At 31.4% G+C, this 21,115-nt stretch carries 21 protein-coding genes, 1 tRNA gene and 1 rRNA gene; 10 read left to right on the forward strand and 13 right to left on the reverse strand.

The annotated features are described in order from the left end of the window. Window positions 1-67 precede the first annotated feature (67 nt). Both AC5ZCW_RS12785 and AC5ZCW_RS12790 read left to right on the forward strand, forming a co-directional pair. Window positions 68-1,294, forward strand: coding sequence for a Glu/Leu/Phe/Val dehydrogenase dimerization domain-containing protein (locus AC5ZCW_RS12785; protein WP_496120196.1), 1,227 nt, complete (start codon window positions 68-70; stop codon window positions 1,292-1,294). A 360-nt stretch (window positions 1,295-1,654) separates the two neighbouring features. Next, entirely contained in the window at window positions 1,655-2,560 is a 906-nt protein-coding gene (locus AC5ZCW_RS12790) for an energy transducer TonB (RefSeq protein WP_496120198.1), read from the forward strand. Between the two features lie 480 nt (window positions 2,561-3,040). Here AC5ZCW_RS12790 and AC5ZCW_RS12795 read toward each other — a convergent pair whose 3' ends face one another. Beyond that, entirely contained in the window at window positions 3,041-3,436 is a 396-nt protein-coding gene (locus AC5ZCW_RS12795; RefSeq protein WP_008464192.1) for an ExbD/TolR family protein, read from the reverse strand. A gap of 3 nt (window positions 3,437-3,439) precedes the next feature. After that, a complete protein-coding gene (locus tag AC5ZCW_RS12800; RefSeq protein ID WP_496120200.1) occupies window positions 3,440-4,135 on the reverse strand; it encodes a MotA/TolQ/ExbB proton channel family protein in 696 nt (231 codons plus the stop codon). A 130-nt stretch (window positions 4,136-4,265) separates the two neighbouring features. On the opposite strand from AC5ZCW_RS12800, the gene AC5ZCW_RS12805 reads away from it, so the two are divergent. The 4 genes from AC5ZCW_RS12805 (at window position 4,266) to AC5ZCW_RS12820 (ending at window position 7,174) form a co-directional block, all read left to right on the forward strand. After that, on the forward strand, window positions 4,266-5,492 hold the full coding sequence (locus AC5ZCW_RS12805) for a bifunctional folylpolyglutamate synthase/dihydrofolate synthase (protein ID WP_496120202.1): 1,227 nt from the start codon (window positions 4,266-4,268) through the stop codon (window positions 5,490-5,492). 179 nt (window positions 5,493-5,671) lie between these two features. Continuing rightward, window positions 5,672-5,746: transfer RNA gene (locus AC5ZCW_RS12810), tRNA-Val, on the forward strand. Between the two features lie 199 nt (window positions 5,747-5,945). Then, window positions 5,946-6,263: a DUF5713 family protein gene (locus tag AC5ZCW_RS12815; protein WP_496120204.1), complete on the forward strand. Its 318-nt coding sequence runs from the start codon at window positions 5,946-5,948 to the stop codon at window positions 6,261-6,263. A 347-nt stretch (window positions 6,264-6,610) separates the two neighbouring features. Next, the gene (locus AC5ZCW_RS12820; protein ID WP_496120206.1) at window positions 6,611-7,174 is read left to right on the forward strand and encodes a hypothetical protein; all 564 of its coding nucleotides are present in this window, start codon (window positions 6,611-6,613) and stop codon (window positions 7,172-7,174) included. Window positions 7,175-7,211: 37 nt separating this feature from the next. On the opposite strand, the gene AC5ZCW_RS12825 is transcribed toward AC5ZCW_RS12820, so the two are convergent. Further along, a complete protein-coding gene (locus AC5ZCW_RS12825; protein WP_496120208.1) occupies window positions 7,212-7,697 on the reverse strand; it encodes a hypothetical protein in 486 nt (161 codons plus the stop codon). A 203-nt stretch (window positions 7,698-7,900) separates the two neighbouring features. Here AC5ZCW_RS12825 and AC5ZCW_RS12830 point away from each other — a divergent pair, with 203 nt between their 5' ends. After that, the gene (locus AC5ZCW_RS12830) at window positions 7,901-8,305 is read left to right on the forward strand and encodes a helix-turn-helix domain-containing protein (protein ID WP_496120210.1); all 405 of its coding nucleotides are present in this window, start codon (window positions 7,901-7,903) and stop codon (window positions 8,303-8,305) included. 62 nt (window positions 8,306-8,367) lie between these two features. Here the strand turns inward: AC5ZCW_RS12830 and AC5ZCW_RS12835 are convergent, their stop codons facing one another. The 3 genes from AC5ZCW_RS12835 to AC5ZCW_RS12845 form a co-directional block, all read right to left on the reverse strand. After that, window positions 8,368-9,075: a DUF6090 family protein gene (locus AC5ZCW_RS12835; protein WP_343544756.1), complete on the reverse strand. Its 708-nt coding sequence runs from the start codon at window positions 9,073-9,075 to the stop codon at window positions 8,368-8,370. A gap of 219 nt (window positions 9,076-9,294) precedes the next feature. Next, window positions 9,295-9,657 carry a MerR family transcriptional regulator gene (locus AC5ZCW_RS12840; RefSeq protein WP_496120213.1) on the reverse strand — a complete coding sequence of 121 codons (363 nt, stop codon included), beginning with the start codon at window positions 9,655-9,657 and terminating at the stop codon, window positions 9,295-9,297. Between the two features lie 172 nt (window positions 9,658-9,829). Then, entirely contained in the window at window positions 9,830-10,885 is a 1,056-nt protein-coding gene (locus AC5ZCW_RS12845) for a hypothetical protein (protein ID WP_496120215.1), read from the reverse strand. Window positions 10,886-11,201: 316 nt separating this feature from the next. Between AC5ZCW_RS12845 and AC5ZCW_RS12850 the strand changes: the two genes are divergently transcribed. Together AC5ZCW_RS12850 and AC5ZCW_RS12855 are read left to right on the forward strand one after the other, a co-directional pair. Then, window positions 11,202-12,329, forward strand: coding sequence for a DUF4932 domain-containing protein (locus AC5ZCW_RS12850; protein WP_496120217.1), 1,128 nt, complete (start codon window positions 11,202-11,204; stop codon window positions 12,327-12,329). A gap of 165 nt (window positions 12,330-12,494) precedes the next feature. Beyond that, on the forward strand, window positions 12,495-13,058 hold the full coding sequence (locus AC5ZCW_RS12855; protein ID WP_496120219.1) for an adenylate kinase family protein: 564 nt from the start codon (window positions 12,495-12,497) through the stop codon (window positions 13,056-13,058). A 93-nt stretch (window positions 13,059-13,151) separates the two neighbouring features. Here AC5ZCW_RS12855 and AC5ZCW_RS12860 read toward each other — a convergent pair whose 3' ends face one another. The 3 genes from AC5ZCW_RS12860 to AC5ZCW_RS12870 all read right to left on the reverse strand — a co-directional run bounded on the left by AC5ZCW_RS12860 (window position 13,152) and on the right by AC5ZCW_RS12870 (window position 17,320). After that, entirely contained in the window at window positions 13,152-14,714 is a 1,563-nt protein-coding gene (locus tag AC5ZCW_RS12860) for a serine hydrolase (protein ID WP_496120221.1), read from the reverse strand. After that, window positions 14,698-16,086 carry a hypothetical protein gene (locus AC5ZCW_RS12865; protein ID WP_496120223.1) on the reverse strand — a complete coding sequence of 463 codons (1,389 nt, stop codon included), beginning with the start codon at window positions 16,084-16,086 and terminating at the stop codon, window positions 14,698-14,700. Before AC5ZCW_RS12865 ends, AC5ZCW_RS12860 begins: the two co-directional genes overlap by 17 nt. Window positions 16,087-16,219: 133 nt before the next feature. Beyond that, the gene (locus AC5ZCW_RS12870) at window positions 16,220-17,320 is read right to left on the reverse strand and encodes an acyltransferase family protein (protein WP_496120225.1); all 1,101 of its coding nucleotides are present in this window, start codon (window positions 17,318-17,320) and stop codon (window positions 16,220-16,222) included. A gap of 343 nt (window positions 17,321-17,663) precedes the next feature. On the opposite strand from AC5ZCW_RS12870, the gene AC5ZCW_RS12875 reads away from it, so the two are divergent. Then, window positions 17,664-18,554 carry a DMT family transporter gene (locus AC5ZCW_RS12875; protein WP_343544749.1) on the forward strand — a complete coding sequence of 297 codons (891 nt, stop codon included), beginning with the start codon at window positions 17,664-17,666 and terminating at the stop codon, window positions 18,552-18,554. A 50-nt stretch (window positions 18,555-18,604) separates the two neighbouring features. Here the strand turns inward: AC5ZCW_RS12875 and AC5ZCW_RS12880 are convergent, their stop codons facing one another. The 4 genes from AC5ZCW_RS12880 to rrf all read right to left on the reverse strand — a co-directional run. Then, window positions 18,605-19,198, reverse strand: coding sequence for a YdeI/OmpD-associated family protein (locus AC5ZCW_RS12880; RefSeq protein WP_343544748.1), 594 nt, complete (start codon window positions 19,196-19,198; stop codon window positions 18,605-18,607). Between the two features lie 45 nt (window positions 19,199-19,243). Continuing rightward, window positions 19,244-20,017, reverse strand: a complete 774-nt coding sequence (lpxA, locus tag AC5ZCW_RS12885) for an acyl-ACP--UDP-N-acetylglucosamine O-acyltransferase (RefSeq protein WP_496120227.1) — start codon at window positions 20,015-20,017, stop codon at window positions 19,244-19,246. A gap of 63 nt (window positions 20,018-20,080) precedes the next feature. Further along, window positions 20,081-20,644: a Crp/Fnr family transcriptional regulator gene (locus AC5ZCW_RS12890; RefSeq protein ID WP_343544746.1), complete on the reverse strand. Its 564-nt coding sequence runs from the start codon at window positions 20,642-20,644 to the stop codon at window positions 20,081-20,083. A gap of 384 nt (window positions 20,645-21,028) precedes the next feature. Beyond that, window positions 21,029-21,115, reverse strand: a 5S ribosomal RNA gene (rrf, locus tag AC5ZCW_RS12895); the annotation flags it as partial.

The raw sequence follows: 21,115 nt of genomic DNA on the forward strand, positions 1-21,115 counted from the left end.
CTGCAAAATACATTATTCGCATTATTCTATTTTATACATTTACGCAAAATAAACATATCACAACAAAATGAAAGATTTATTACAACAATTTGAAAACAAAGCACCTGAAATTGTTTTCAATTGGAAAGATTCAGAAACAGAAGCCGAAGGGTGGACTGTTATTAATTCACTTCGTGGAGGAGCTGCGGGTGGAGGAACAAGAATGAGAAAAGGTCTAGACATGAACGAAGTTTTGTCTTTGGCTAAAACTATGGAAGTTAAATTCTCAGTTTCTGGTCCTGCAATTGGAGGAGCTAAATCTGGAATAAATTTTGATCCAAACGATCCTCGCAAAAAAGGTGTTTTGCAACGTTGGTACAAAGCCGTTTCTCCTTTATTGAAAAGCTACTATGGAACTGGAGGAGATTTAAATGTTGATGAGATTCACGAAGTAATTCCAATGACGGAAGAATGTGGTGTTTGGCATCCGCAGGAAGGTGTTTTTAATGGACACTTTAAACCAACCGAAGCAGACAAAATCAATAGAATTGGACAGTTACGCCAAGGTGTAATTAAAGTAATTGAAAATCCAAAATTCTCACCAGACGTAACTAGAAAATACACCGTTGCTGATATGATTACTGGTTTTGGTGTTGCAGAAGCAGTTCGTCATTTTTACGCAACTTACGGTGGAGACATTAAAGGTAAAAAAGCAATCGTTCAAGGTTTTGGAAACGTAGGTTCGGCAGCAGCTTTCTATTTAGCTGAAATGGGAGCAAAAGTTATCGGAATTATTGATCGTGATGGTGGATTAATTAAAGAGGAAGGTTTTTCTTTTGAAGAAATCAGAAGCTTGTTTTTAAATAAAGACGGAAATAAATTAGTTGCTGAGAATATGATTCCGTTTGAAGAAATCAATTCTAAAATCTGGACTATTGGTGCTGAGATTTTCACTCCTTGCGCGGCTTCAAGATTGGTTACTCAAGAGCAAATTGACAGCTTAATCGCAAACGGATTAGAAGTAATTTCTTGTGGAGCCAATGTTCCTTTTGCTGACAAAGAAATTTTCTTCGGTTCTATTATGGAAGAAGTAGACAGCAAAGTAAGTTTGATTCCAGACTTTATTTCAAACTGCGGAATGGCAAGAGTTTTTGCTTATTTCATGGAGAAAAAAGTTCAAATGACAGACGAGGCTATTTTTAATGATACATCAGACACGATTAAAAATGCGATCGTTAAAGCTCACGCTTTGAATTCGTCTAAAACAAATATCAGTGCAACTGCTTTTGAGATTGCATTGAAACAGTTAGTATAATATATTCTACACTTTAATATATAAACGAGCCAGATTTCTATTTGGCTCGTTTTTTTGTAATGTAGATTTTTACCGCAAAGCACGCTAAGTTATTTTCATTTGGAACGCAAACAATATCTAAATATTAAGTTCGCAAAGCTTTATCGTGACAAAGCTTTATGAACTTTTAATCTTAAGATTCGCTCAAATTTAAGTCAATTAAAACTTTGCGTTTCTTTGCGTAAATCTTAGCGTGCTTTGCATTATAATTTTTAAAAAAAACTTAGCGCCCTTTGCGGTTAAATTCCCTCTTTCATTCTAAACAATTTTTACTACTTTTAAACGTTTTTAAAATAATACATTTCAAAATTCAGAATTTAAATGAGTTCCTCTATTTCTTCAGATCAAAAGAAATCATTACTATTCACAATCGCTATTTATGCGGTAGTTATTGCGTTGCTATTTTTTATACGTTTTTGGCCTCCATATAATCCTGAAAATAATGTTGCCCTTGCAGATGGCGGCGGAGGTGGCGGAGGCGTTACAGTAAATTTCGGAGATAGCGATTTAGGTTCTGGAGCCAATTATAAAAGCGAAGTTTTGGATGTAAAAAACAATGTAAAACAAGCTCCTGCAAAAGCAACTCCAGAAGAAGAATCGATCATTACGCAGGAAAACACGACAACAGATAATGACGTTGTGATTCCGACAAAAGAAAAACCGAAGAAGCCTGTTCCTGTTGAAAAACCGACACAAAAACCTGTACCCGAAAAACCAAAAGTTTCTAACTCTACCAACGATGCTTTAGCAAGTATTATGAAAGGTTCGAACAAAGGCGGAGACGGAGACGATAAAACGGCAGGAAATAAAGGAAAAGCAAACGGGAGTTTAAACTCTAACGGTTACTACGGAAGTGGTGGTTCTGGTGGAGGAACAGGAGGCGGTAACGGAACTGGAAATGGTATAGGAACCGGAAGTGGTTACGGAGCAGGAAATGGTGGCGGTTCTGGCGGAGGATCTGGATATTCTCTAGGAAACAGAAAAGCTTTATCTAAACCTGCACCAAAATATACTTGTAACGAAGAAGGAAAAGTAGTGGTTGAAGTTACGGTCGACCAAAACGGAAAAACGATAAGTGCAACGCCTGGAGTAAAAGGAACAACCAATACGGCAAGTTGTTTATTGGAGCAAGCTAAAATTGCAGCATTAAATACCAAATGGTCTGCTGATTCGAATGCTGCTGCTAAACAGGTGGGGAAAATTATTTATAATTTTAGTTTGGATTAAAAAACACTAATTTACTTCGTCTGTTCGCCCTTCGGGCTCGAGTCACGGATTTACACTAAATCTGTTTTCTATAATAAAAGGCTTTCAGAAATTCTGAAAGCCTTTTTTTATTGAGTTTTGTTTCGACTCGCCCACTTCGTCTAGTTTATCATTTCGACGAAGGAGACTCGAGCGATAGCGAATAGGCGAAGCAAATCTCCGCGAGAAGCTCTACAAAGATTGGATTTTCGTTGCGGAGTTACTTGTGAAGATTTCTCCCTTCGGTCGAAATGACAAAATTGTGTTCTTTTACTTCTCCAATTAGACCTGACAGGCTTTAAAAACCTGTCTAGGTCTAGATTACCAATTAGTTCGCGTGAGGGATAGAAGCTAGCTACCGAAGTAGCGCGGATAGCCCGACCGTACCGAGATAAAAAGGCGTATATGCGCAAAGTATATTTGCCTTTTTATCTTGGTATGGTCAAGCCACAATAATTATTTTTACTTCGGACTTGTAGCAATTACAAACTTCAAATTGTTCTTCACTCCTATCTGCAAAACATCTACTAAGTCTTGAACTTGCAGATTAAACGGAATTCGAACTACGACAGTTTGTTCTTTGTCTGTTCCTATTTTAGACATTAAACTGGTTTCTAGATTTTCGAAATCTACTTCCTGTTTGTCAATGTAGAACTTTTTATCTTCGGTAACCGATAAACTGATTAATTGCTTATTGGTCTTTTCATTCGCTTTAGCTTTTGGCAATGTCATCTTAATCACATTCGGATTTGCCAGTGTTGAGATAATTAAGAAAAACAACAGCAGGAAAAACATGATATCGCTCAAAGATGAAGTCGCTACTTCGGCGTGAAATCTTCTTTTTCTTTTAATAGACATGGTTTATGCTCTTTGAATTATATTGACAAATTCTAAAATCTGTTTCTGAATTTTTAAAGCAAAATTATCAATCTTTCCGTTTAATAAGTGGTAAGCGCTATAAGCAATAATACCCACAATTAATCCAGAACCTGAACTGATCATTTTCTCGTACAAACCTCCAGAAATGTTTCCGATACTAATATTTTCTGTAACCGAAATGCTGTAGAAAATCTTGATAACCCCAGAAATTGTTCCGATAAAACCTAACGTTGGCGCGATACCAGCAATAAGTCCAAGATGACCTAAATGCCTTTCCATTTCGCCAATCTCGATATCGGCAGCACGATCCATGTTAGATTCAATTTCAGCAATTGGTCTTCCTATTACTAGAACGCCTTCTTTTAAGATATTTCCAGCTGCAGTATTATTTCTTTCTACAATTGTTCTTGCCAATTCAATATTTCCAGAATGTAATTTTTCGCCAATATCTTGCATTAATCTGCTGTCAATTTTAGATGCTCGGCTAATGTACATATAACGTTCAAAAATCAGGTAGATCGTATAAAACAATAAAATCGCGATTGGAATTAAGAACACTCCCCCTTTCATGATGAAACCAAACATTGAAATTTCATTTTGTGGCGCTGCAACCTTCTCGATCACTACATTTGAAGCATTTGCGATTGTATCTGTTTGTAACTGAATAAAACTAAACATATATTAATTCTGGTTTTTAATAATTAATTCTAAAAAATATTTGAAATTTGCAATAAAGATAATTTTCGCTGTAATATTAAACTACAAAAATCGAAATTTATTTCAATCAAGAACCATTTTATCTAAACAAATGAACTATCAAGAAACTACCAATTGGATGTTTAATCAGCTTCCAATGTACCAATTGCAAGGTGCTTCTGCGTATAAAGAAGATTTAACGAATATCAAATTGTTGGCAGCTCATCTTGATAATCCGCAAAATAGATTGCGATGCATTCACGTAGCGGGAACAAACGGAAAAGGTTCTACTTCGCACATGCTTTCTTCTGTTTTACAGGAAGCAGGTTATAAAGTCGGATTATATACTTCTCCGCACTTGAAAGATTTTAGAGAAAGAATTAAAATAAACGGTAAAGAAATCTCGGAAGAATTCGTAATTGAATTCGTCGCAAAACATAAATCTTTTTTTGAAGCTAACGATATGAGTTTCTTCGAAATGTCGGTTGGTTTGGCATTTGATTATTTTGCGGTAGAAAAAGTAGATGTTGCTATTATCGAAGTTGGTCTTGGCGGAAGATTGGACGCTACCAATATCATTACGCCTTTGGTTTCGGTAATTACTAATATTGGTTTAGATCACACTCAGTTTTTAGGAAATACTCTGGAAGCCATTGCAGGAGAAAAAGCGGGAATTATAAAACCGAATGTTCCTGTGGTTATTGGCGAATATACCGACGAAACTAAACCTGTTTTTTTGGCTAAAGCCAAAGCGAACAATGCACCGATTTATTTTGCTTCAGATTTGATTGATCAGATTTATTTGTCGGACTTGATTGGAGATTATCAGTTTCATAATAAAAAGACGGTTCAGCAGACGATTTCGATTTTGAATAACGAAACCAATTTTAAAATCTCGACCGAACAATTAAAAGAAGGTTTATTGCATGTGGTAAAAAATACTGGCTTGCAAGGCAGATGGCAGCAATTGGGAGAAAATCCAAAAATAATCTGCGACACGGCACACAACAAACACGGATTATCGGTTGTGATGAATCAGCTTAAAAACGAAAAATACAAGAAACTTCATATTGTTTTAGGTGTTGTGAATGATAAAGATCTGGATTCTATTTTGCCACTTTTCCCAAAAGATGCGCAATATTATTTCTGTAATCCAGATTCGTCGCGAGCTTTGCCTGCAGAAACTTTAAAAAATGCGGCTGAAAAATTCAGTTTAATAGGAGAAAAATACGATTCTGTTGAAATCGCTTTCGCGGAAGCAAAGAAAAATGCATCAGAAAATGATTTTATCTACGTTGGCGGAAGCACATTTGTTGTTGCCGAACTGCCTTTGAACTAAAATATACTTTTGATGTAGAAAAAACTTCAAAAAAATCATTTTAATAACAAATTCATAAACAAGGAGATATAAACTATTTTTAAAAAAGTTTTATTTTTTATTCGAATTTCTTTGCAGAACTCAAAAACTAGCGTATATTTGCACTCGCAATCACGAAATGATAGCGACCTAGTAAAATAGGGCGATTAGCTCAGCTGGTTCAGAGCACCTCGTTTACACCGAGGGGGTCGGGGGTTCGAACCCCTCATCGCCCACTAAGAAACTCCTTAAGAAATTAAGGAGTTTTTTTTATGCTCTTTTTTCAAAAAACACCTTTACAAACACAATAAAAAACTTATAAAAATGAAAGGTTATATAATAGCAATAGTTTCCCTGATTTTAATTTCCTGCAATGGTCAGCAATCAAAAAATCAAGACAGAATAATAACCCAAAAGGATTTAAAAAATGAGAAAATGAAAGATTATATCTTTTTGAAAGATATGTATGCAGATTCATACTTTCCAAAATTTCTTGTTGATAAAGTAAAGACAATACTTATCGACCTATGTTTTGAAATCGAGAAAACATCTCCAAAAAATCTTGATGAATTCTACCAATTAACACATTCTGCAACAATAAAAATCAACGAATTACAAGATGATTTTTACGAGAATAATAGTGAAATTGAAACTGCCGCAAGAGAATCAATTGGACAAGATTTTGATATTATTGCAAAATCCTACGGATTTGATGCTGATACCGAAGAAACAATCGCACCTAGAGAATGGTAAAAATTAGGGATTAAACTGAATTAAGATCGTTTTACATATATAAAATTACGCATACTGAAAAACCAAAATATTGTCTTTTTATAGAATCGGATCATATTCTATTTGCTTGATAATAAAATTTTTAATCTAAAACCATAATCATTTTGAAGATAATCATGCAAAGTAATTTCAGTATTAAAATTATCATTTTCATCAATACTAATATCTCCTGCTCGCGCGAGCATCTCGCTCGTGCATAAACTGGATTCACGAGCGAGACGCTCGCGCCAGCAGGTGTTTTTTTATCTATTAATATTCTACTTTTGGATTAATTAAAGAACTCTTTACTTAGCAAAAAAAAAGCATACATGAAAAACGAAGAAGATTGCCCAAGAATTCATCGATATTTATTTTCTGACATGTATCTATCTGACGATGGGATTGAATTATCAAAAAAAGCCATAATTAAACGATTCGCAGATCGCAATAAAGATGAGTTTTATCATAGATACATAAACTGGGAAAGAAAAGAAAATGAAATTATTGTCTTTACACTTTATGCTTATGCAGACTTAAAGATAAATAAAGAATTCGATTGCATTTTCAACATCAACAACCTTGATGAGTTTGTTTTCGAGAAATTTATTTTAACTCAATCAATCTATGAAGGATGGGCACCAACGGACACTATTGACAGGGGACACAAAAATTTATTAGTTTTTAGATTTGAAAATGAAGTCCCTAAAATACTTTTCAAATTACATAAGGAAGAAACTCATGGAGATACTAGACCAAAAGATTACGTAAAACTAGGTTTCTGTAACAAAAATGATTTTGAGGCTATAGCTAATGGTCTTAAAAAATATCATTTGTTAAGAGAAAAATACGGAACAGAATATTGGAAATATGAAGATGAAGAAACAGAAGAATAACTAAATCCAAACTAATTAAATAACCGAAAGCCTTCTATCAATATTTCATGCTTTTAAAATCAAAAACATTAGATAAATACTCCTTGTTTTTGTGCTCAAAAACAAGCAATCCATTGAAATAAAATATATCAAATTGAGAACTCTCTAGAGCTAAACGTTTTATTCTATAATTGTAACTCAATTCTTTCTGAATATTATTAAGCACATTCAAAGATTCGTTTTTTTCTATTTCAAGCCACTTCTCTATTTCAATTGTTTTACCCGCATTACAAATCACTTCTGTATCGTCATTTGGTCTCCTAAATAAATCAAAACAGAAATCATAAAGTGCCTCTTTTGGAACAAACACTATTTTTTCACTAAAACATAAATTGTAAGTAACTTTAAAATTGCCATCATCCTCAAATTGTATTTTTATCTTATTCACTTCGCTAACAAAAAGGACAGAATTTGAAAAAGTATCAAATTTGTGTTTGAAGTTTTCTGACAGCACTTTTAAATTTTCAATAATAATACAATCCATTTCTACAGTGAGTTTATATTTTAAAATTTACAAATGCTAATATAGTATTATAAATTCCAGAATCACAAACAACTATTCATGGTCTTATTCTTACTATAAAAATTGTATTTTTGTTTACCGCTCCCCAAGAAAATCTGTAACATACATTTAAAATCTGTTTTTTTACAGTTCTGGTTTATTCACTTAATTATTATCTTTGAATTATGAGCACACTATCAAGACCAAAACATATCGGAAGAAACATTAGCCGTATTCGTGAACTTCGCGACATGAAACAAGAAGCTTTGGCGCAAGCTTTAGGCACAAGCCAGCAAACGGTTTCTGCTATTGAAAACAGTGAAACTATAGACGATACAAGACTAGCTGAAGTTGCAAAAGCGCTTGGCGTGACTTCGGAAGCTATTAAAAATTATAGCGATGAAACAATTTTAAATGTTATCAGCAGTCATGACAACTCAACAATAACAGCTATCAATATTCAGCCTACATTTAATACAGTTGATAAAATTGTAGAACTTTACGAAGAAAAAGAAAAACTTTACGAACGCTTAATCCAAGCCGAAAAAAACAAAGTTGAGTATCTCGAAAAAATAGTAAAAGGAAAATAACCTTTTTAAAGCATAAAAAAACTCCATTATTTCTAATGGAGTTTTTTTATGCTTTCGCTTTTTTATTTGTCTAACTTTTTTTCAATTTCTTTAATAAGTTCAACTGCAAGTGGTTTTGTATTTTCTTTATAAACCCTTATGTTGTTTTTACCTAGTTTAACAAGATATGAAAGTGTCTTTTTATATTTTGGATCAGAATATAATTCTTTTTCTGGCTTATCTGCATTTTCTATTTCTTTATCAAAACACTTAAACAAAAATTCAGTGTACATTTTATCAACTTCGTTAGCAGCTGGAACAAATATTTGGTAGTAGTTTAAGATTTTCTGTTTTAATTTTTCGTCTTCAATATAGCCAAGTTTACCGCTTGATTTAAAACTTTCGTAATTACCTATAGTCAATGTTTGTCCGTGCGAATGAATTGGAAAGTTTACTTTACTTTTAGATTTATAAATACTATCTAGTTGAGAAGACGTTAATGCCAAAATTTTTTCGTAGTCTGCGTTTGTCTTTTGGTACATTCCCACTTCTCTATCAATACTTTCGATATCATTCTTTAAATCATTTTTTAAATTACCAAGAAACGCTTGTACTTCTTCTTGCTGGTGCCTATGTTCGCTCCAACTGTGCAGCGATATTGAAAGTGTAACAGCAAAAACGATAATGCATATTTCTATAATGATTTCTTTTACTTTCTCACCTACTGTGTGTTCTGATTTTTTGACAGCTTTGTAAATTTTGTTTGAATGCTTGGTTATCTCTTCTTGCATAATTTAGTTTTCTAGTTTTAACTTGGGTTGTTATTTGAAGTTTATTTTAGTACGCTATTTAACTCTATAAATTCAAAAGCGAATATAAGACTATTTGCAAAATCTCTTATTAATTTCTTAAATTCCGCATAAAACTTTTCTTAAATAGTTAAAATAAGAACCATAAAAAAACTCCTTAATTTCTTAAGGAGTTCTTTACACGCTTTTAAACTTTAATAATCAATCATTATTACTTTGTATTTTCTCGCAAACTTTTTCAAGAAGACTTTTGGTTTGCTTGAAATATTTCATTTTATCATCGATCTCTTTTATTTTGGCTTGAAAAAGTTCTAGTGTTTCTGATTTAGAGTCAGTTGTCTCGAACCAGCTTATCAATATTTTTTTTATTTCTGCTAAAGTAAATCCGACTTCTCTTGCTTCTATAATAATTTCTAAACGCTCAATAGTATTAGCATCGTAATGTTTATAGTTATTAGAAGTCACATTTTCATCAGTCAATCCCTTGATCATTCCTAAATTCTCATAATATCTAATCGTATGGATTGACAATCCGGTTTTTTTTGACAATTCGTTTACAAGCATAATTTTATTTTTTTGATGAAAAAACAATAAAGCATAGAGTATAGTCTATACTTTTCAGTTACAAATATACTAATTGTTTTTACTTTTAAAATTTTAAAACACGAGAAATGAGATTTTACATAAAAAAACTCCATTATTTCTAATGGAGTTTTTGAAAATTAAAGAGAAATCTTTATTTCAATTTCGTCAACGCTTTAGAATTTCTCAACAAAAACACATATTGAAAATAATCAGCCGTAACAGCATCTTTAAGTGGCACAATATTTTCTCCAAAAGCTCTCGATTTTACTGTTATTAAATTTTGCGATTTCAGGTAAGGTGAATTTTTCGAATTAAGTTTAAAAAGTGTGATTGATTCTGGTTTGCTCAATTCTTTTATATCATTAATTCCTTTTACAAGCATTAATGGTCCGTCGGCATTTATCCAATCTACTTTTTCATTTTCAGGAGTTGGAAACTGAGGATTTTTAGGAAGATACATTTCGCTATCAATTGTATAGCTTACAAAGCTCGTCACTTTTACTCCCGAGTCTTTTAATCCTGCAGCAAAAGTTGCTCTGCCCGATTCTGTTTTCTTTTGCAGTGTATGAAAATATCCAAAAAGCCCATAGAATTTTTCATTTTCAAGATGCTTCTTCTGAATTGCATTTTTAAAATTACTCACCATTGCTTCATCTCTTGAACCTTTAGATTCATCGTCAAAATTTTTATCAATTCCGATTACGGTAATTTTTAGAGAATCGGCCAAATTTTGATTGTAATCGTAAATGGCATTCCATTTATCAAATAATTCCTGGCTGGCTTGTTGCGGAATTCTTCTCTTAATAGACTCAACAACTTCTTTCAAAATTGCTTTATTCTTTTGTTTCTCAGACAAAAAAGCATTCAACTTTTTAGCTGTCAAACTATCCATTTCGGCAATATAATATTTGATTCCCACTTTCTTATTCAAGAAAAAAAGCATTTCCTGATCTATTTTCTGATTATCTGCATAACCATGAATTTCGCCTAATAAAAAAACTTGCGATTTATAAAACTCATCATCAAATAGTTTTTCGTCGATAGAAGCCCCAATCTGAACATTATTTTTTGATAAATAGCTAATATTATCATCATTTTTAGATTCTAAAAATAATTTATTGCTGATAAATAAATAGGCCATAAAAAGCAAAATAATACTCAAAAGGCTAATAAACGTGATTTTGATAAATTTTAAAATTTTCTTCATGGTTTTGAATTATGGTTGTTTTGATTTTGATGTAAAAGTATTTTTATTCAATAAAACATTCAATTTTTATTGACCGAATTGTTGTTTCTACTAGATGAATTGTTTTTATGTTTTAAAAATTATGAAATTCATTTTTCGAAGAAACAAACCAAACCGTTTAAAATCAAAAACTTATAAAAATCCCATAAAAAACACAAAAAATATATTGAATAACACTTGTATTTATAAGACATTTACAACGCTAATTTCTTTTACCCATTTGATTATTGTCGTCAAAAGTGTAAATTGATTGAACTCAAAAAACAAATACCATTTTATGAAAACAAAAATTTTATCTGCCTTCTTTTTATTTTTATCAATTACCGTATTCGCTCAAGAAAAAGTAAATTTTACAGAAGAATTTAAAAAAGAAAACCAAGGAAAATCTACTGTTGAAATTAACGAAGTAAAAGAGCTTCTAACAATCATGTTAGCTATTACCGATTTTGGTTTGGAAAATGACGACATGTTTGAACAAAAAGGAGATTATTATCAACGTGTTCTCAAACATTTCAAACCTTATAAAGAGGAAGAAATCATCAAAACAATGAATTCTCTTTTAATGAAAAATCCGCTTGAGTATATTTTCTTTACTGGAAATGCTCAAACCTATTTTTTAAAAAATGATGTTCTAATTCCGAACAATGCTTACATTTTGCCTGCTAATAAAGTAGCTAATGTTAAGATTGAAGTAAATCCGATTACGACTTATAAAAAAGAGATTGAAGATTTTGCTAAAAAATCTCATTTTAATGAATTCTATAAATCTGAAAAACCTTTTTATGACAAGATAATTTCTGATTATGAGAAATATTCAAATCTTCGTAAACAATGGAATTGGCTAGAAAAAAACTTTGACACAAAAATCAATAGTTATATTGTCTATACTTCTGCATTAATAAACGGTCTTAATTATACTGGAGGCTACGAAAACAACAATTTTCATCTTATCGAAATGGTTTTACCAACTATACAAAAAGTAGAAGGCCGATCAGAAAAAAACAGTGAAGCTTTTAATACACGCAGTATGTTTACCGAAATTGATCATAATTATGTCGAAAAACCGAGTGTAAAACATAAGGAAGAATTAAATACAGCGCTAAAAGAAAGAGAAAAATGGGTGAATACAAAAGCATATGGAACTGAATATTATCCCGATGGCTTTAAAGTTTTTAATGAATATATGACTTATGGTGTCTTTATACTATATGCTGAAGAAGTATACAAAAATGACCCAAAGCTACTTATGGAAATCAACAATGAGGTAAATTCTGTAATGATTGACAGAGGCTTCATTAAAATGAAAGAGTTTAACGAAGAATTGAAAAGTCTTAGAAACAAAAACAAGAAAAAGAAAATTGATCAGTTGTATCCTGAATTAATCAAATGGTGTAGTTTACAGTAATTGCAAATATTTGAATGAAAAACTCCATTTTGTTAAATGGAGTTTTTTTATTTTTAAGCTTTGGAAATAGCAATTGTTTTTCTTGTAAATTAGTTACTCCTATGAGAAAGAAAAAAACATTCATAATCTTGATGAACGTTATAGAATTATAAACATCACAAACAAATGGAAATATTAATAATTACAGGACCTCCATACTCAGGAAAAGGCACACAATGCGAAATTTTAAAAGACGAACTTAAATTTGAGCATATTTCAACTGGGGACAGATGCCGTTTGGAAAAACAAAATGAAACAGAAATTGGAAAAATAATGTCTCAATATGAAGAAAAAGGAGATCTAGTTCCTGATTCTATCATGAAAGATCTTTTTAGTAAAATATTGGATGAAAACAGAAATGCTAAAGGAATTATTTTAGATGGTTACCCAAGAACTGAACCCCAAGTAAATGATTTATTGGAACTCGTAAAATCTAAAAATCTGGAAATTGGAAAAGTAATCAATATTGATGTTCGCAAAGAAGAGCTTTTAAAAAGAGCACAAAAAAGAGCCGAAACTTCCAACAGAAAAGACGACAAAGATGCTAGTATCCATCTTAAAAGAATCGAAGTTTTTGAAAGTTCAACTAGACCTGCAATTGAATATATGAAATCAAAAATCAAAGTCTTGACTTTTGATGGAATGGGTACAATTGAAGAAATAACAAAACGTATTAAGGATAATTTGTAAAATAGTGTAATTAGCTTATTGAATTACAACTTTATGAAACCCAATAAAAAACTCCATTATTTCTAATGGAGTTTTTTTTATTTACACTAATTGTTATCTCACTCTTACTAAATCTAAGTCCTGAAAATCAAAACTAAAATCAATATTTGGAGAGATGCCTTTCATTTTAATAGATTGAGCTTTGCCATTTTCATCCAAAGAGAACATCGCTAATGCATCGCAATTCATCGCTTGATATTCCCATTTTATGGCAAATGTATTGGCGTTGTAAAAAGCCATTGGACCATTTAATTTTGGCGAACGATACGATTTAAACCATAATTGCTTATTTTTTTCAAATACTTCAATTTCACCAAACCATTTATCAGCATAAACACCAATAAAATCTTCATTCTTTATTTTTACATTTTTTGACAGCTTTACCTTCTCCCAGACTTTTTTGGTTACATCATCACCAGAATTTCTATCTTCATTCATCCACTGCACCAATTTATCGGTCCATCCAAAATCATCTAAACCTAAATAACTATCAGAAATGGTATTGCTAACTGCTGTAAAAAGTCCTCCTCCTCCATTTTCAGTATTAGTTAAAATTACAATCCCCAAATTCAAATCTGGATACATGGTTACAATAGAAAGCATTCCAGGCAAACCTCCAGTATGAGATACTTTTAAATTTCCTTTTTCATCTGATAATTGCCAGCCTAAACCATAACCATTAAAATGAGAATTGTATCTTGGATTCTGATCTGTTTCCTGAACGGTATGTATTCTCCACATTTCATTGTGGTTTTTTAAGGAAAAAAGCGTCGTTTTCAAATCTGGTCCGTACTGGCCTTTATTCAAACGAACTATCATCCATTTCGCCATATCTTGGGCATTAGAAAATATACCGCCCGCAGCAGCATTAATTTGATCATTAAACCCTTCTATTTTTTTTATCGTTCCAGATTCAGACGAATGCGAAACTGCAAAATTAGATGTATCTTTTATTAAACTACTTCCAACAAAAGTATTGTTCATTTGTAAAGGGGCAATAATTCTTTTTTGTACAAATTCCTCATAACTCATACCGCTTACTCTTGCAATTACTTCACCGGCTACTATATAAAGTAAATTATCATAATCCCATTTCGTTCGAAAAGCTGAAACAGGCTTAAAATGCTGAAAACTTGTCAAAACATCTTTAATGGTAAAATTAGTGCCATCAGGAAAAAACATCAAATCACCTACTCCCAATCCTAATCCGCTACGATGAGTCAGCAAATCCTGTATATTAAAATTCTCCGTTACATAATCATTATACATTTTAAATTCAGGAGCATAATCCTTTACCTTATCAGTCCATTTTAATTTTCCTTCATCCTCCAAAATAGAAAGTGCTGCCGTTGTAAATGCTTTACTATTTGAGGCAATTTGAAAATTAGTATTTTCATTTACAGCTTTTTTTGTCTCTATAGAACTAACTCCATAACCTTTTAAGTGAATAATTTTTCCATCTTTAACAACCGCAATTGATGCTCCTGCTACTTTAAATTTTGCCAAGGCAGATTCCATCAATACATCAATATTTTGTGATGTTATTTGACCAACGGCGGTTGCTGACGAAAAGCAGATACAAATAACTAATACTAAATAACTATTTACTTTTTTCATTTATAGATTTAATTAATGTTTCTAATTCCGTTTTTTTCTGATTTAAAATTATCAATTGACTTTTATCGTCTAAAAGAATCATCTCTGCAAATTCTTTATCAGGATTTACTTTCCAGTTTTTCAACTCTTTAAACTTACTTTTCAAAAGTTTTATTTTTTCTTTGCTGTCATTCGAAATAATTACCATTTTGGTCAATGGTGTTTGCTTCATTTTTTCAATGCTACTTTCTGAAATTTGATCTTCATATTCTGTTCTGGAACGATAACGGAACATTTTATTTATAGTTTTAAAATCTTTTTCATTTTCTGTAATCACATAACGATACGTCATGATATTATCAAATTCATTAATCCAATTTGGAAAATTGGTTTCATAAAGCTGAACATACTGATCTATAAAATTTTTATCAATCGGCTTCTTTTGTTCGATGTATTCTATGGTTAACGGATAAATCTGCTTTGCCATCAAATTGATATACTTATTATTATACCATTCTCCAACGTCAACTTTTCCATCCAGTTTTTCATAAACATATCCGTTTCCTAATACTGTTGCCAAAACTTCGTTCAGTAATTGATAAGCATAGTTGCTGCATTTTGATTTATTCTCTTTAAAATAAGTGTCAATTTCAGTTTTTACTTCCAACGATTGTTCGTCGTAAATGATATGATACGTTTCATGCATCATTACACTAAATAAATCTTTATGTGATTTTAAATCGGTTTGAATAGCGCTGACAAAATTATTGCAAAATGCAGAAGCAGTAAAGCCTTTTGAATTTGGTAAAGGATAGAAAGCTGCCTCAAAAGGAATTGAATTATCCCAACTGGAATTATAAAATACTAATCCTGTTTTAAAATAATTTTCAATCTCGTGATCGTTAGAATATTTTTTAATTTCATCTAACTGTTTTTCAAACTTTTTTTTGTTCGGATTATAAATCAATTCATTGTAAATAGGGGTAAATTCTGAAATACATTCTCCTAAATCACTCAGCGTTTTAGTGGGAATCATTCCTGCAGAACGAATTTTGAAATCAGTTAAATTGTCGGTTTCAATCAAATTCTTTTTCAAAATATCCTGTGTCTGCATTGTTTTCTTTGATCCATACGGAAAATCTTCGAAGCGAAAACTATAAGAAATAGACAATTGATCAAATTTTGAGATTATATTTTTATACTTCTCAATATTATATTTTGAGTTTTGAAACTCTGTTTTAAAAACATTGTCTGGATAATATTCGGATAGATTTTCTAAAAAAACAAAAACAGCCAACTGCTCCGAATATTTAATTTTGAAAGAGGCATTTTGTCCAAATGTCTGTAAGGTTAAAAAGAGAAACAAATACTTTATTACAATACTAATTTTCAAGTTTATTCATTTTAAGTTACTAAAACATTTGTAAGATTATAAAGCTAATATACTATGTTTTTCCACAGGATATCAGTTTTAATATTTTAATACAAAAAATAAATACCGAAGACCTTTTATCGAAAGTTCTTATTTAAGAATTTGTCGCTATATTTTTCTTTCTTTTATCATTAAGATAATTTCGTACTGGAATATCATAAATCACCATTACTAAATATGCAAAACCAACAAGTAGAACTACAGAAGTAATTACAATTAAAGTCAATTGTGTTGTATCGGGTTTATAATTGGTATAATAATTTCCAAACATCCATAAAACGGCATAATGTGTCATGTACAACGGATAAGATATTTTTCCAGAAAAAACGCATGCTCTTTTTAATCTTGGTTTTAAAAAAGCACCTGCTCCTAAAGAAATCAGCAATGGAAAATACAATAAAACTACTAAAGGTTCAGAAATCCAGTTCCATTCTGAAAATGGCATAATAAAAGCTAACAGTAATAAAAAAGTCAATCCGCCAAAACCAAGTTTATTTTTTATAATCCAGTTGGAACGGTAAATAAGTAATCCTGCTAAAAAAGAATAGGAAATTCTAGCACATCCATCCCAAAAAGTCGGACCACTCCAACCTCCTAATAAACTTCCTGAATTATATCCAACATAGCAAATCGCAATTGCTGCTAATATAGTTAGCAGTAATAAAAAGCTCCTACTGATTCTATAAAGTACAAATGCGTAAACTATATTAGCGATATATTCCCAAAACAATGACCAAGCAGGCGCATTAAAACTAAACAGGTTAAATCCGCGATCGGCGATAACTGGAAGTGGAATAAGAAACAGAGAACAGATAAATGTCAAAATAATTTTTCCTGTACTGTATAATTCTAAATGACCGCCAAACGGATCGAATAAAAATGCCAACAATCCTAATATAGATCCAGCAATCACTAAAGGATGCAATCTTATAATTCTTGATATAAAGAAATTGCGAAGTCCCATTTTTGCAATACGGTCATCATAAGCATATCCAATCACGAATCCTGACAGGCAAAAGAAAAAATCGACAGCTAAAAATCCGTGTCCAATAAAGTTCTGACTTGGATCAGTAAAAATCCATTCCATAAAATGAAAAACAACAACAGCAAAAGCTGCGATGCCTCTTAATCCGTCTAAAATTTCAAAATGCTGTTTGGTTTCAAGAACTGCTGTAGTGGACTGGCTTGTACTCATTAGATTGCAATAAACTTATAAATTAGGTAATTTGGTATCGTTGCAAGTTCTACAAATTAATATTCAAATCAAAATCAGATTTATTCAATTCAGCTGTTAAATTGTTTGAAGTTTCACATTTAAATAACTTTTTATGCTTTTTCACGGAATGCTTTTTTATTAATTTTACCGAAAATCAAATTTTATCATGAGTTTTAAAGGTTGTCTTCCTCCTCCATAAATTAATAATGCTTTTTTAGTATTGACACTTGACTGTATGCTTTCAGTCCGATTTCTTGTGTCTTTACTCCAATTAAACAATTATTAATTTCTATATATCCTCAAAAAGGATAGACAACTTCTTATGAAAAAATCTTATTTGATACTGCATGCTGCAGTTTTACTGGCCGGTTTTACTGGCGTTTTCGGAAAACTTATTTCTCTTAATGAAATCACTTTAGTTTGGTATAGAGTATTATTTGCTTCAATTATTCTCTTTTTCATTTTAAAAATTTATAATCTTAAAATGCTGAAGTCATTTTCTGAAGCCGTAAAAATTTCCAAAGCCGGAGTATTGATTACCATTCACTGGATTTTCTTCTATGCCAGCATTAAATATTCTAACATCTCAATTGGTGTAGTTTGTTATTGCCTGACTAGCTTTTTTACAGCTTTTTTTGAACCTATACTCAATAAAAAAAGGTTCAACCTAGTTCAAGTTTTGCTAAGTATGCTAACCTTGCTAGGAATAAGCTTGATTTTTCATTTTGACTCCTCCTATCAACTTGGAATTTTACTCGGAGTAATTTCATCTGCCTTTGCTGCCTTGTACACTATTTACAATGAAAGGCTGGTACAATTTTATGACAGCAAACTAATCAACTTCTACCAGATGTTTGGAGGAACTTTAGCATTAGGGCTCCTTCTACCTGTTTATTTTTATAATTTTCCAGATCAAACATTCATTCCAAATTTAAAAGATATCTTTTATCTGTTAATTTTAGCTTCATGCTGTACTGTTGCTCTTTACGTAATGTTTGCAGAATCACTTAAAAAGATTCCTGCGTTTACCATCAACCTAACATTTAACCTAGAGCCAATTTATTCCATAATATTAGCCTTTTTATTTTTTAATGAAGGGCAATCGGTTAATTTCTCTTTTTACATAGGAATAAGCTTGGTTATGACTTCCGTTCTTTTCCAATCTTTAATTTCCATTCGAAAGAAAAACAACATCACAGAGCAAATCTCTTAAAACAGAAAAACTCCTTTGTATAAAAGGAGTTTTTATTTTTATTTATTTTTTTAATCATTCAATCCTTTTCCGTCTAAAATACGCAGAATATTTTTTTCTACTCTAGCTTCTCTAGTTTTAGATTGTTTAGGTTGAGAAAAATGGAGCAAATACGCTCGCTGTCTTCCAGGAGTTAAAGCATAGAACGCTTTTTTAAAATCAACATCAGAATCAAATTTGTTCTGAAGTTCTTCTGCAATTTCAAACTCAGAAACTTTCTTCAACTCTACTTTTTGTCCAGATTTTTCAATTTCGGCCGCTTCAAAAATATACTTTTTCAGAATTTCTTTTTTAGCTAAAATATCTTCAACATTTGTAAATCGAACTTGGCGTGCCGCCTGAACATTCTCTGATTGTTGAATCAAGATATTATCTGGATCTTTCATTAAAGCGCCTTTGAAAAACAAAAAAGCACAATATTCTTTAAAATAATGAATCAAAACAATATTTGCTTTTTCAAAAGTATAACAAGGAGATCCCCATTTCAATTCTTCAGACAAATGACAGTCTAAAACAATTTCTCTCATTTGTTCAATTTCAGCTTTCCATTTTTCAGCTTTTTCGAAATAAAAATCAACTTTAGAATTGGTACTATATTTTGTCATGATGAGTTAATTTATTAAATATATAAATTTAGCATTTTTATATATTTAAATGTCAAAGCCTTTAATAATTCCCCTTTTAGATCGATGAACAAAATTTAGAATCTTATCACGTTCAACTGTTTTCACGAATTCTTCATTAATTATTTCCAAAGCAAATTTTGTATTTCTCTTTTCTTGAAATAAAATTCTATAAATTGACCGAAGTTCATCAATTTTTTGAGAATTAAATCCTCTTCTTTTTAGACCAACAGTATTTAACCCTGCAAATCTTAAAGGTTCATGAGCAGCAACAATATAAGGAGGAACATCCTTAACAACTCGGCTTATGCCACTAATCATAGCATGCTCACCAATAATTGAAAATTGATGTATAGCTGTTAGTCCGCTAATATTTACCCAATCTTCAACAGTTACTTCACCAGCCATTCCAACACTAAAACCTATAATGCAATTATTTCCAATAATGCAGTCATGGCCAATATGTGCATTGGACATAATTAAATTAGAATTACCCATACATGTTTTTCCTTTAGAAACTGTCCCTTTATTAATTGTTACAAATTCCCTAATTATATTGTTATCGCCAATTTCTAAAAGAGTATATTCTCCTTTGTACTTCAAATCTTGAGGAATACCGCCTAAAACTGCATTAGAATGAATTTCACAATTTTCGCCAATTCTTGATCCACCTAAAATTGTTACGTTATTTCCTATTCGAGTATTATCGCCAATTACAACATCCTCCTCAATAGTTACACCATTTCCTATGCAAATACTATTACCTAAAACAGCATTTTTATTAATAAAAGTATCTTTCAATTTTTGCGTCATTAATTAGCCACAAAAATTCAAAAAGTTTAAATACTTTTTATTGATGTAATATCAAATAATTGATGTCCTAATCCTGCTCAATGTTTCCTGGCTTACGCCGATTAATGACGCAATATGCTTCAATTTGGATTTTTTAATAATCTGAGGAAATGACTCTAAAAGAAATAAGTATTTTTTCTCGGCAGTCATTAAACGAAATAAATGATTAAACTCATTTATTTGAGAAAGATAATACCGAAGCTGTTTTATATGAAATTTAGTAAATAACGGATATTCCAATAAAGTCTGCTCATCAGAATAAGACAGCGAATAGACAACTGTTTTTTCACAAGTTTGAAAATTCTCAAATGCTGGTTTCTGCTCAAAGAAACTACTCATTGAAGTTACAAATTGATTATCCGTATAAATCCATTTGGTAACTTCTTCCCCATCTTCGATGCAAAACCTTCGAACTGCACCCGATTTTATAAAATAGATATTATTACAAACTTTACCCTCTTCAATAATAAATTCGTCTTTCTTAAAAGTTACTTCAACAAAATTTTCTTTTATAGCAAGCTCTGTCTCCGAATCTAATTTCTCAAAACTATTTATAATCTGAATTAGCTCTTCCATCTATTTTTTATTTCGTTATAACCAAATTTAAAACGAATTTAAGACAAAAGCTAAACCAAATTAACAAACCTTGTTTTTAACAGATTTTAAGAACTTTAAAGACTTAACAATTAAAATTTGATATTCTTCCTTTATGAATAAATATTAACGGAATTAAAACAAAAACTAAGCTTAAAATATCAGACGATTATATTTCTATGGTGTTTCCCTGCGGGCAAGGATAATGGCGAAAGAGGCTTTTAGGTGTCCCGCAAAAGGATGCCGCTTCCATCGCTAACGCGGCATACGGCCTATGAGCGGCTATTGCCCTCGGCCGGCCGGCATCTTTTCCAAAACCAATATAAACAGAAAAACCCTATCCGATCCGGATAGGGTTTTTCAAAAGAAAGGCGACGACATACTCTCCCACAATAATGCAGTACCATCTGCGCAGGCGGGCTTAACTTCTCTGTTCGGGATGGGAAGAGGTGA

It is taken from the genome of Flavobacterium sp. PLA-DH12, assembly GCF_059511845.1.

What these genes read in the sequence shown, in the direction of transcription:
- AC5ZCW_RS12825 (WP_496120208.1), bottom strand. Translation starts at nt 7,697, where the DNA reads ATGGATTGTATTATTATTGAAAATTTAAAAGTGCTGTCAGAAAACTTC.
- AC5ZCW_RS12820 (WP_496120206.1), top strand. Translation starts at nt 6,611, where the DNA reads ATGAAAAACGAAGAAGATTGCCCAAGAATTCATCGATATTTATTTTCT.
- AC5ZCW_RS12880 (WP_343544748.1), bottom strand. Translation starts at nt 19,198, where the DNA reads ATGACAAAATATAGTACCAATTCTAAAGTTGATTTTTATTTCGAAAAA.
- AC5ZCW_RS12790 (WP_496120198.1), top strand. Translation starts at nt 1,655, where the DNA reads ATGAGTTCCTCTATTTCTTCAGATCAAAAGAAATCATTACTATTCACA.
- AC5ZCW_RS12785 (WP_496120196.1), top strand. Translation starts at nt 68, where the DNA reads ATGAAAGATTTATTACAACAATTTGAAAACAAAGCACCTGAAATTGTT.
- AC5ZCW_RS12855 (WP_496120219.1), top strand. Translation starts at nt 12,495, where the DNA reads ATGGAAATATTAATAATTACAGGACCTCCATACTCAGGAAAAGGCACA.
- AC5ZCW_RS12830 (WP_496120210.1), top strand. Translation starts at nt 7,901, where the DNA reads ATGAGCACACTATCAAGACCAAAACATATCGGAAGAAACATTAGCCGT.
- AC5ZCW_RS12875 (WP_343544749.1), top strand. Translation starts at nt 17,664, where the DNA reads ATGAAAAAATCTTATTTGATACTGCATGCTGCAGTTTTACTGGCCGGT.
- AC5ZCW_RS12840 (WP_496120213.1), bottom strand. Translation starts at nt 9,657, where the DNA reads ATGCTTGTAAACGAATTGTCAAAAAAAACCGGATTGTCAATCCATACG.
- AC5ZCW_RS12845 (WP_496120215.1), bottom strand. Translation starts at nt 10,885, where the DNA reads ATGAAGAAAATTTTAAAATTTATCAAAATCACGTTTATTAGCCTTTTG.
- AC5ZCW_RS12870 (WP_496120225.1), bottom strand. Translation starts at nt 17,320, where the DNA reads ATGAGTACAAGCCAGTCCACTACAGCAGTTCTTGAAACCAAACAGCAT.
- AC5ZCW_RS12860 (WP_496120221.1), bottom strand. Translation starts at nt 14,714, where the DNA reads ATGAAAAAAGTAAATAGTTATTTAGTATTAGTTATTTGTATCTGCTTT.
- AC5ZCW_RS12795 (WP_008464192.1), bottom strand. Translation starts at nt 3,436, where the DNA reads ATGTCTATTAAAAGAAAAAGAAGATTTCACGCCGAAGTAGCGACTTCA.
- AC5ZCW_RS12835 (WP_343544756.1), bottom strand. Translation starts at nt 9,075, where the DNA reads ATGCAAGAAGAGATAACCAAGCATTCAAACAAAATTTACAAAGCTGTC.
- AC5ZCW_RS12850 (WP_496120217.1), top strand. Translation starts at nt 11,202, where the DNA reads ATGAAAACAAAAATTTTATCTGCCTTCTTTTTATTTTTATCAATTACC.
- AC5ZCW_RS12890 (WP_343544746.1), bottom strand. Translation starts at nt 20,644, where the DNA reads ATGGAAGAGCTAATTCAGATTATAAATAGTTTTGAGAAATTAGATTCG.
- AC5ZCW_RS12815 (WP_496120204.1), top strand. Translation starts at nt 5,946, where the DNA reads ATGAAAGATTATATCTTTTTGAAAGATATGTATGCAGATTCATACTTT.
- AC5ZCW_RS12805 (WP_496120202.1), top strand. Translation starts at nt 4,266, where the DNA reads ATGAACTATCAAGAAACTACCAATTGGATGTTTAATCAGCTTCCAATG.
- AC5ZCW_RS12800 (WP_496120200.1), bottom strand. Translation starts at nt 4,135, where the DNA reads ATGTTTAGTTTTATTCAGTTACAAACAGATACAATCGCAAATGCTTCA.